We start from the raw sequence: 7,582 nt of genomic DNA, 5'->3' as shown, positions 1-7,582 counted from the left end.
GCGTGTCTACCAATTTCACCATCTGGGCAGTATCGGCAGCGCGTGTGCGTCGTCGATGGCGCGCACTATACGGAGCGTGTTTTTAACTGTAAACCCCTCCCGAGAAAAAAACCGGTAAATTTCACGAGCGGTGCATTTCCGGGCTTCAAAAGGGGTCAAAAGACTTCAGAAAAAGGCATCAGGCGCTTGAAATTTCCCGTTTCATTACGCCTATGCCAAACTAACCCGCATATAGACAAGGTGAAAACTCTCTAATGGCCGATTGGCAGTCCCTCGATCCCGAGGCCGCTCGTGAAGCGGAAAAATACGAAAACCCTATTCCTAGCCGCGAACTGATCCTGGCGCATCTCGCCGATCGGGGTTCGCCTGCTAGCCGCGAGCAACTGGTCGAAGAGTTCGGTCTGACCACCGAAGACCAGCTCGAAGCCCTGCGCCGCCGTCTGCGCGCCATGGAGCGCGATGCGCAGTTGATCTATACCCGGCGTGGCACCTATGCGCCCGTGGACAAGCTTGACCTGATCCTGGGCCGCATCGCCGGTCACCGTGACGGTTTCGGCTTCCTGATCCCGGACGACGGCAGCGACGATCTGTTCATGAGCCCGGCGCAGATGCGTCTGGTGTTCGACGGTGACCGGGCCCTGGCCCGGGTTTCCGGCCTGGACCGCCGCGGCCGCCGTGAAGGCGTGATCGTCGAAGTGGTGTCCCGTGCCCACGAAAGCATTGTCGGCCGTTACTTTGAAGAAGGCGGCATCGGTTTTGTCGTCGCCGATAACCCGAAGATCCAGCAGGAAGTGTTGGTCACCCCGGGCCGCAATGCCAACGCCAAGGTCGGTCAGTTCGTCGAGGTGAAAATCACCCACTGGCCAACCCCGCGCTTCCAGCCCCAGGGCGATGTGGTGGAAGTGGTCGGTAACTACATGGCGCCGGGCATGGAAATCGATGTTGCCTTGCGCACCTACGACATTCCCCATGTCTGGCCCGAAGCGGTCCTCAAAGAAGCCGCCAAGCTCAAGCCTGAAGTCGAAGAGAAAGACAAAGAGAAACGCATCGACCTGCGCCACTTGCCGTTTGTCACCATCGACGGCGAAGACGCACGGGATTTCGACGATGCGGTCTTCTGCGAAGCCCGGCCGGGCAAATTGCGCCTGTTCTCCGGCGGCTGGAAGTTGTACGTGGCAATTGCCGACGTTTCCAGCTACGTGAAACTCGGCTCGGCGCTGGACGCCGAAGCCCAGGTGCGCGGCAACTCGGTGTACTTCCCCGAGCGCGTCGTACCGATGCTGCCAGAGCAACTGTCCAACGGCTTGTGCTCGCTCAATCCTCACGTTGATCGCCTGGCCATGGTTTGCGAGATGACCATCTCCAAATCCGGCGAGATGACCGATTATTGCTTTTACGAGGCGGTGATCCATTCTCACGCCCGCCTGACCTACAACAAGGTCAGCGCGATGCTGGAAACCCCGAAACTTGCCGAGTCGCGCAAGCTTCGTGGCGAATACACCGATGTCGTGCCGCATCTCAAAGAGCTGTACTCGCTCTATAAAGTGCTGCTGGCGGCCCGTCACGTGCGTGGCGCGATCGATTTCGAAACCCAGGAAACCCGGATCATCTTCGGCTCCGAGCGCAAGATCGCCGAGATTCGTCCGACGGTGCGCAACGATGCCCACAAGCTGATCGAGGAATGCATGCTGGCCGCCAACGTGGCCACTGCTGAATTCCTGAAGAAGCACGAGATTCCTGCGCTGTACCGGGTCCACGATGGCCCGCCGCCGGAGCGCCTGGAAAAACTGCGCGCCTTCCTCGGTGAGCTCGGCCTGTCCTTGCATAAAGGCAAGGATGGTCCGTCGCCCAAGGATTATCAGGCCCTGCTGGCCGGTATCAAGGATCGCCCGGATTTCCATCTGATCCAGACCGTGATGCTGCGCTCGTTGAGCCAGGCGGTATACAGCGCCGATAACCAGGGTCACTTCGGCCTGAATTACGAAGCCTACACCCACTTCACGTCGCCGATCCGTCGCTACCCTGACTTGCTCACGCATCGGGCGATCCGCAGCGTGATCCACTCGAAGATGAACACCCCGCACGTTAAGCGTGCCGGTGCTATGACCATTCCCAAGGCGCGTATCTACCCGTACGACGAGGCGGCCCTGGAGCAACTCGGCGAGCAATGCTCGATGAGCGAGCGCCGTGCCGATGAAGCGACTCGCGACGTAGTGAACTGGCTCAAGTGCGAGTTCATGAAAGATCGCGTGGGTGAGTCGTTCCCGGGCGTGATCACAGCCGTGACCGGTTTTGGCCTGTTCGTCGAGCTGACCGACATCTACGTCGAAGGCCTGGTGCACGTCACCGCGCTGCCGGGTGATTACTACCACTTCGACCCGGTGCATCACCGCTTGGCGGGTGAGCGTACCGGTCGCAGCTTCCGTCTTGGCGATACGGTCGAAGTGCGGGTCATGCGCGTTGATCTCGACGAGCGCAAGATCGACTTCGAGATGGCGGAAAAAACCATCAGCGCGCCGATTGGTCGCAAGAAGCGCGGCACTGAAACTTCTGCGCCTGCGGCCAAGACCGCCGCCGAGCCTGCTGCGGCCAAATCCGGGCGTCGTGGTCCGGCCAAGGAAAAGGCCGTTGAAGCCTATCGCCCGAGCGATGCGGCGGCGAAAAACGCCGAGCTGCGCAAAAGTCGTGAGATGAAACAGGCGTTGCTGGCCGAAGCCAAGAGCGGCGGTAAAGCGGCGTCTGGGGGAAAGACCGGACGGTCGGCGCCGGACAAGGCGACCGGCAAGCCGAGCAAACACCGTAAAGGCCCGCCGAAAGCGGGCTCGGCCCCAGCCAAGAGCGGCGGGGCGCGTAAACCCAAGGCCAAGTCATGAGTCAGTTGGAAAAAATCTACGGCGTGCATGCCGTGGAAGCATTGCTGCGTCACCATCCCAAGCGAGTCAAGCAGATCTGGTTGGCGGAAGGCCGCAGTGATCCGCGGGTCCAGACCCTGATCGAGCTGGCTGGCGAGAATCGCGTAGCGGTCGGCCAGGCCGAACGGCGGGAAATGGATGCTTGGGTCGAAGGTGTGCACCAGGGTGTGGTGGCCGAGGTCAGCCCAAGCCAGGTCTGGGGCGAGGCGATGCTCGACGAGTTGCTCGATCGCACCGAAGGCGCGCCATTGTTGTTGGTACTGGATGGCGTGACCGATCCTCACAACCTTGGCGCTTGCCTGCGCTCGGCCGATGCGGCCGGTGCATTGGCGGTGATCGTGCCTAAAGACAAGTCGGCGACGTTGACGCCGGTGGTGCGTAAAGTCGCCTGCGGCGCGGCGGAAGTGATCCCGCTGGTAGCCGTGACCAACCTGGCGCGTACCCTGGAAAAACTCCAGCAGCGCGGTCTGTGGGTGGTCGGCACGGCGGGCGAGGCCGAGGTCAGCATTTATGACCAGGACCTGACGGGCCCGACCATCCTGATCATGGGTGCTGAAGGCAAGGGCATGCGCCGCCTGACCCGCGAGCACTGCGACTACCTGGTCAAGCTGCCGATGGCCGGCAGTGTCAGCAGCCTCAACGTTTCGGTCGCGACCGGGGTGTGCCTGTTTGAGGCCCAGCGCCAGCGTGGCGTGAAAGCAGCCGCCAAAAAGCCCTAAGCCAGACGCAAATTAAATGTGGGAGCGGGCTTGCTCGCGAATGCGGTGTGTCATTCAGCGAATATGTTGAATGTTTGACCGCATTCGCGAGCAAGCCCGCTCCCACAGTGTCATGTGTTGGGTAAGGAACGGTGGTTGTTCAAATAATCACCAATCACCTTGCGCCGCCCTCGGCCCTTCTCTACAATTGCGCCCCTTGCTGTGATGGCAGGCACTTATGTGTCTAGCGTCCACAAGTCCATAAGTGTCATTCACTCCTTGTCTGACCGTTTTTGAGCGGCAGGCTACAACCCGTAAGGAGCATTCATGCGTCATTACGAAATCATCTTTTTGGTCCACCCGGATCAAAGCGAGCAAGTCGGCGGCATGGTTGAGCGTTACACCAAGCTGATCGAAGAAGACGGCGGCAAAATCCACCGTCTGGAAGATTGGGGCCGTCGTCAACTGGCCTATGCAATCAACAATGTTCACAAGGCTCACTACGTGATGCTGAACGTTGAATGCACCGGCAAGGCCCTGGCCGAGCTGGAAGACAACTTCCGCTACAACGATGCAGTGATCCGTAACCTGGTCATCCGTCGCGAAGAAGCCGTCACCGGCCAATCCGAGATGCTCAAGGCTGAAGAAAACCGCAGTGAGCGCCGTGAGCGTCGCGACCGTCCTGAGCACTCTGACAGCGCCGATGGCGATGACAGCGATAGCGACAGCGACAACAGCGATAACGCTGACGAGTAATCCACGGACCTTTTAAGGAGCCAATCACATGGCACGTTTCTTCCGTCGTCGTAAATTCTGCCGCTTCACCGCTGAAGACGTGAAAGAGATCGATTACAAAGATCTCAACACTCTGAAAGCCTACGTATCCGAGACCGGCAAAATCGTTCCAAGCCGTATCACCGGTACCAAAGCTCGTTATCAGCGTCAGCTGGCCACCGCTATCAAGCGCGCCCGCTTCCTGGCCCTGCTGGCCTACACCGACAGCCACGGCCGCTGAGACCGGGCAGTCGACACGTAGCAAAGGATTGAATGCATGCGCGCCTTAGCTGAGTTCATCATGCGCGGTCGTATGCAGGCCACTCTGGTAGTGGCTGGATGCGCGGCATTGCCGTTGTTGTATTGGTTGGGTGCTGCCGCGGTGAGTCTTGTACTCCTGCGGCGCGGATTGAAGGACGCCCTTGGCGTACTTGCTCTGGGACTGCTGCCGGCTTTGCTCTGGTGGCTGTATTCCGCTGACCCGCGGGCACTGATGGTGCTGCTGGGGTCTTCGGCGCTGGCGTTGGTGTTGCGCGCTAGTGAATCCTGGAACCGCGTGCTGCTGGTCAGCATAGCGATGGGAGTGGTGTTTTCAGTGGTGCTCGGGGTGGCTTTCGCGCCCCAGATCGAGATGTTGTCGCAGGCTTTGATAAAAATCCTGCCCGAGGCCCTCGGTGATCTCTACCAGCAGATGTCGGTAGAGGAGCAAGCGCGTTTCGCGTCCCTGATCGCACCGGTCCTGACCGGCCTGATTGCGGCCTTGTTACAAATCGTCAGTGTGCTGAGCCTGATTATCGGGCGCTACTGGCAGGCGTTGTTGTACAACCCGGGTGGTTTTGGTCGCGAATTTCGCGCCATCCGTTTCCCGCTTGGGCTGGCGATGTTGCTGCTGGCGGGCATGCTTCTGGGACCGAACTTCGGTCCGCAGATGGCCATGCTCACGCCGTTGTGCAGCGTACCGCTGGTATTTGCTGCTCTGGCCCTGATTCACGGGCTGGTGGCGCAAAAGCGACTGGCCAGGTTCTGGCTGGTGGGGTTGTACGTCACGTTGTTGCTGTTCATGCAGCTGATCTATCCGTTGCTGGTGGTCCTGGCCATCGTCGACAGCCTGATTGATTTTCGCGGTCGTATGGCGCCGAAAGACGCCGACAACGCGAACGGTGAAGGTTAAAAGTTAGAGGATTTTCACATGCAACTGATCCTTCTGGAAAAAGTCACCAACCTGGGCAACCTGGGTGACAAAGTAAACGTTAAGGCCGGTTACGGCCGTAACTACCTGCTGCCTTACGGCAAAGCTACCGCTGCGACCGCTGCCAACCTGGCCGCGTTCGAAGAGCGTCGCGCTGAGCTGGAAAAAGCCGCAGCAGACCGTAAGACCTCGGCTGAAAGCCGTGCTGCCCAACTGGCCGAGCTGGAAGTGACCATCACTGCCACCGCTGGCGACGAAGGCAAGCTGTTCGGTTCGATCGGTACTCACGACATCGCTGACGCACTGACCGCCTCTGGCGTTGAAGTGTCGAAGAGCGAAGTTCGTCTGCCGAACGGCACCATCCGCAACGTAGGCGAATTCGACGTAGCCGTGCACCTGCACGCCGAAGTTGAAGCCACCGTACGCGTTGTCGTGGTAGCAGCTTAAGCAATACCTGTCGGCTGGCACCCTCGGGTACTAGTCGGTAACATCGGGCACGATCCTGTTTACAGGTCGTGCCCTTTGTCTTTCTGCAATTGCTGATTTTCAAAACCCCCTGCGTTTCCAAAAGAATCAAGTGGCCATGAACGAAATCACCGCTCCCGAGCAATACGATCTGCAAACCGCTGCCCTGAAGGTGCCTCCGCACTCCATCGAGGCCGAACAGGCCGTGCTCGGTGGTCTGATGCTGGACAACAACGCCTGGGAACGCGTGCTCGATCAAGTATCCGACGGCGATTTCTACCGACATGACCACCGCCTGATTTTCCGTGCCATCGCACGATTGGCCGATCAGAACATGCCGATCGACGTGGTGACTCTCGCCGAGCAATTGGACAAGGAAGGTCAGACTTCTCAGGTTGGCGGTCTCGGTTACCTGGGTGAGCTGGCAAAAAACACGCCGTCTGTCGCCAACATCAAGGCCTATGCCCAGATCGTGCGTGAACGGGCGACTTTGCGCCAATTGATCGGTATCAGTACCGAAATCGCTGACAGCGCCTTCAACCCCGAAGGCCGAACCGCTGCCGAAATCCTCGACGAAGCGGAACGGCAAATCTTCCAGATTGCCGAGGCCCGGCCAAAAACCGGTGGTCCGGTCAGCGTCAACGATCTGCTGACCAAGGCCATCGACCGCATCGACACCTTGTTCAACACCGATAACGCCATCACCGGTCTGTCCACCGGCTACACCGACCTGGACGAGAAGACCAGCGGTCTGCAGCCATCAGACCTGATCATCGTCGCCGGCCGTCCGTCCATGGGTAAAACCACCTTTGCGATGAACCTGGTGGAAAACGCCGTGTTGCGCAGTGACAAGGCCGTTCTGGTGTACTCCCTGGAGATGCCAGGTGAATCGCTGATCATGCGTATGCTCTCGTCCCTGGGGCGTATCGACCAGACCAAGGTCCGTTCCGGCCAACTGGAAGATGACGACTGGCCGCGCCTGACTTCGGCGGTCAATCTGCTCAACGACCGCAAGCTGTTCATCGACGACACTGCCGGTATCAGCCCCTCGGAAATGCGTGCCCGAACCCGTCGTCTGGTGCGTGAGCACGGTGATATCGCGCTGATCATGATCGACTACCTGCAGTTGATGCAGATTCCGGGCTCCAGCGGTGACAACCGGACCAACGAGATTTCCGAAATTTCCCGTTCCCTCAAGGCCCTGGCCAAGGAATTCAATTGCCCGGTGGTGGCGCTATCTCAGTTGAACCGTTCCCTGGAACAGCGCCCCAACAAGCGCCCGGTGAACTCCGACTTGCGTGAATCCGGAGCGATCGAGCAGGACGCCGACGTGATCATGTTCGTCTACCGTGACGAGGTGTATCACCCGGAGACGGAACACAAGGGCATCGCCGAAATCATCATCGGTAAGCAGCGGAACGGCCCGATCGGCTTCATCCGCCTGGCCTTTATCGGCAAGTACACACGCTTCGAAAACCTGGCGCCGGGTAGCTACAATTTTGATGACGATGAGTGACCTGTGGGAGCGGGCTTGCTCGCGAAGG

At 59.3% G+C, this 7,582-nt stretch carries 7 protein-coding genes; all 7 read left to right on the top strand.

Annotated features, from left to right (window positions below; all coding sequences use genetic code 11):
• Positions 1-254: 254 nt before the first annotated feature.
• The 7 genes from rnr (at position 255) to dnaB (ending at position 7,554) form a co-directional block, all read left to right on the top strand.
• On the top strand, positions 255-2,873 hold the full coding sequence (rnr, locus tag HU811_RS22905) for a ribonuclease R (RefSeq protein ID WP_186658233.1): 2,619 nt from the start codon (positions 255-257) through the stop codon (positions 2,871-2,873).
• Positions 2,870-3,631, top strand: a complete 762-nt coding sequence (gene rlmB / locus HU811_RS22900) for a 23S rRNA (guanosine(2251)-2'-O)-methyltransferase RlmB (protein WP_092395762.1) — start codon at positions 2,870-2,872, stop codon at positions 3,629-3,631. The genes rnr and rlmB overlap by 4 nt, the downstream gene beginning before the upstream one ends.
• Positions 3,632-3,937: 306 nt before the next feature.
• Complete coding sequence (rpsF, locus tag HU811_RS22895; protein ID WP_003186395.1) at positions 3,938-4,366, top strand: 30S ribosomal protein S6; 429 nt, start codon at positions 3,938-3,940, stop codon at positions 4,364-4,366.
• A 28-nt stretch (positions 4,367-4,394) separates the two neighbouring features.
• Complete coding sequence (gene rpsR, locus HU811_RS22890) at positions 4,395-4,625, top strand: 30S ribosomal protein S18 (protein ID WP_002551829.1); 231 nt, start codon at positions 4,395-4,397, stop codon at positions 4,623-4,625.
• A gap of 36 nt (positions 4,626-4,661) precedes the next feature.
• Complete coding sequence (locus tag HU811_RS22885) at positions 4,662-5,555, top strand: YybS family protein (RefSeq protein WP_047227318.1); 894 nt, start codon at positions 4,662-4,664, stop codon at positions 5,553-5,555.
• Between the two features lie 18 nt (positions 5,556-5,573).
• Entirely contained in the window at positions 5,574-6,020 is a 447-nt protein-coding gene (gene rplI / locus HU811_RS22880) for a 50S ribosomal protein L9 (protein WP_047227319.1), read from the top strand.
• Positions 6,021-6,156: 136 nt separating this feature from the next.
• The gene (gene dnaB, locus HU811_RS22875) at positions 6,157-7,554 is read left to right on the top strand and encodes a replicative DNA helicase (protein WP_027911801.1); all 1,398 of its coding nucleotides are present in this window, start codon (positions 6,157-6,159) and stop codon (positions 7,552-7,554) included.
• The last annotated feature ends 28 nt before the right edge of the window (positions 7,555-7,582 follow it).

Origin of the sequence: Pseudomonas tehranensis (assembly GCF_014268615.1) — a bacterium.
Lineage (GTDB): Bacteria > Pseudomonadota > Gammaproteobacteria > Pseudomonadales > Pseudomonadaceae > Aquipseudomonas > Aquipseudomonas tehranensis.
This window is presented reverse-complemented; position numbering and strand designations above follow the sequence as displayed.

What these genes read in the sequence shown, in the direction of transcription:
- rnr (WP_186658233.1), top strand. Translation starts at nt 255, where the DNA reads ATGGCCGATTGGCAGTCCCTCGATCCCGAGGCCGCTCGTGAAGCGGAA.
- rplI (WP_047227319.1), top strand. Translation starts at nt 5,574, where the DNA reads ATGCAACTGATCCTTCTGGAAAAAGTCACCAACCTGGGCAACCTGGGT.
- rlmB (WP_092395762.1), top strand. Translation starts at nt 2,870, where the DNA reads ATGAGTCAGTTGGAAAAAATCTACGGCGTGCATGCCGTGGAAGCATTG.
- HU811_RS22885 (WP_047227318.1), top strand. Translation starts at nt 4,662, where the DNA reads ATGCGCGCCTTAGCTGAGTTCATCATGCGCGGTCGTATGCAGGCCACT.
- rpsF (WP_003186395.1), top strand. Translation starts at nt 3,938, where the DNA reads ATGCGTCATTACGAAATCATCTTTTTGGTCCACCCGGATCAAAGCGAG.
- rpsR (WP_002551829.1), top strand. Translation starts at nt 4,395, where the DNA reads ATGGCACGTTTCTTCCGTCGTCGTAAATTCTGCCGCTTCACCGCTGAA.
- dnaB (WP_027911801.1), top strand. Translation starts at nt 6,157, where the DNA reads ATGAACGAAATCACCGCTCCCGAGCAATACGATCTGCAAACCGCTGCC.